The 2172-nt window shown below is 37.0% G+C and carries 1 protein-coding gene; it reads left to right on the top strand.

Annotated elements, in window-relative coordinates:
• Positions 1–2172 (top strand): Rib/alpha-like domain-containing protein (locus tag GEZ89_RS09430; protein ID WP_228113891.1); only part of this gene is annotated, 2172 nt, incomplete at both ends.

Raw genomic sequence — 2172 nt, 5'->3', positions numbered from 1 at the left:
ATTACTCCAAAAGTTGATATTCCAGCAGGTCCTGTAACAGCCAAAGCAACTGATGCAGCAGGTAATGAATCAAAACCAAGTGATGCTAAAGTTGCGACAGATACAACAGCTCCAGCGAAACCAGTAGTGAATACAGATCTAACAGGTAAAGCAGGAACTAAGACACCAGTTGAAGTAACTGCAGAAAAAGGTTCAACCGTAGCCCTTTACGATAAAAACAACAACAAGATTGGTGAAGCAACTGCAGGAGCAAATGGAAAAGCAACGATTACTCCAAAAGTTGATATTCCAGCAGGTAATGTAACAGCCAAAGCAACAGATGCGGCAGGTAACACATCAGTAGCAAGTGATCCTAAAGTAGCAACTCCAGCACGTGAAAACGTAGCACCAACAGTAGAGATTCCGTATTCAGATCCAGCTCCAAACAAAAAAGAAGTTTATCTTTATACTGGTGAAGATGCAGACGTTGATATTACCTTTAATGATGATTCTGGAAAAATTAAATCAGCTTCACTTAAAAAAGGTGGAAATATTGCCTTAAATAATATTGATGGGAACCCAGAAAAACAAGATAATGAATTTGGATATACTGTAACAGCGATTAATTCTGAAACTGCTACACCAGCAAAAATTAAAGTAACAGGTCGAGTTTCTGGTCTTGATGATAGATTGCCAAAAACAGAAAACGACTCTTTAGAGCTTGTAACACGTTTTGCCACTGCAACTGATACTGATGGAGCATTAATCAATAATACTGCGGTAAAAACTAAGAAAAATGGAGAGGTTGTTGGTTCTTACTTAACTGACCCAGGTGCAGTAACTTTCGTATTAAAAGCACAAACTAAGAAATATGATATCAAAACTCCAGCATCGGCTGATAAAGTAACCGTATCAGATGCTAACAATGTTACTGATAAAGAGTTTGAAAAAATTAAAGAGAAAGTTAAAGTTGAATATTCTCAAAACAATCCAGATGCACGTTTAGCTGACAAAAAAGGTGAAGAAGTAAAAGATGCTTCAAAAGTTGTTGATAAAGTAGAAAAAGAAGGAAACAAAGTTGTTGTAACCTATAAAGATGGTTCTAAAGATACAAAACCATTGTCAGAATTTGTAAACGTAGCTCCAAAAGTAGAACTTCCATACTCAAATCAAGCTAAGAAAGAAATCTATGTTTATACAGGTGAAAACACTGATTTAACATTCAAAGCATCAGACAACACTGCTGTTAAAGATATGTATGTACGTGGTCCTGGTGGTATTGGAAAAGATAATACGGCAGATTACGGTTTCACAACTGGAAAAATCGAGAATTCAGCAGTCACTCATGGTGATGGTACTGTATCAGGTCCTACAGCTACTATTAAGATGACAGGTGTTACAACACTTAAAGCTCCAAACCATTGGACAAGTTTTGTTGTTGCTAATGACAATGATAATGCACCATCAAATACAGATTTTAATGCATTAGATAAAAATCCGAATGCAACTCAGACTCCAGGATATGTTCACTTCATCGTTAAATCTCAAACAGATAAGTACGATATTGCAACTCCAGCTCCAGCTGATAAAGTTGAAGTAGCAGATCCAACAAAAGTAACAGACGCTGAGTTAGATAAAATCAAAGAAAAACTTAAACTTGAGTACAACAAGGACAATGATGATGCGAATATCGCAAAAGATACTCCAGTTGATAAAAATGGTAAGATTCAATCAGTCACAAAAGATGCAGATGGAAATCTTGTCGTAACCTACACAGATGGTTCTACAGATAAAAAACCACTAACAGAATTTGTAACTAAAAAACCAACAGATGCAGATAAGAACGAGCCAACACCAAAAGCTCAAACTGTAGATAAAGGAACTGAACCAAAAGCAGAAGATTCAATCGGTAACTTGAAAGATCTTCCTAAGGGTACAACAGTAGCCTTCAAGGATCCAGTAGATACAACAACACCAGGTGAAAAACCTGCGACAGCAGTTGTAACTTACCCAGATGGTTCTAAGGAAGAAGTTCCAGTTAAAGTAACTGTTACAGACCCAAGTTCAAAACCAACAGATGCAGATAAGAACGAGCCAACACCAAAAGCTCAAACTGTAGATAAAGGAACTGAACCAAAAGCAGAAGATTCAATCGGTAACTTGAAAGATCTTCCTAAGGGTACAACAGTAGCC

This window comes from Streptococcus mitis (assembly GCF_009496285.1).
GTDB classification, from domain to species: Bacteria; Bacillota; Bacilli; order Lactobacillales; family Streptococcaceae; genus Streptococcus; species Streptococcus mitis_BP.
The sequence above is the reverse complement of the archived record's forward strand: the minus strand, read 5'-3'. Positions and strand labels throughout refer to the sequence as shown.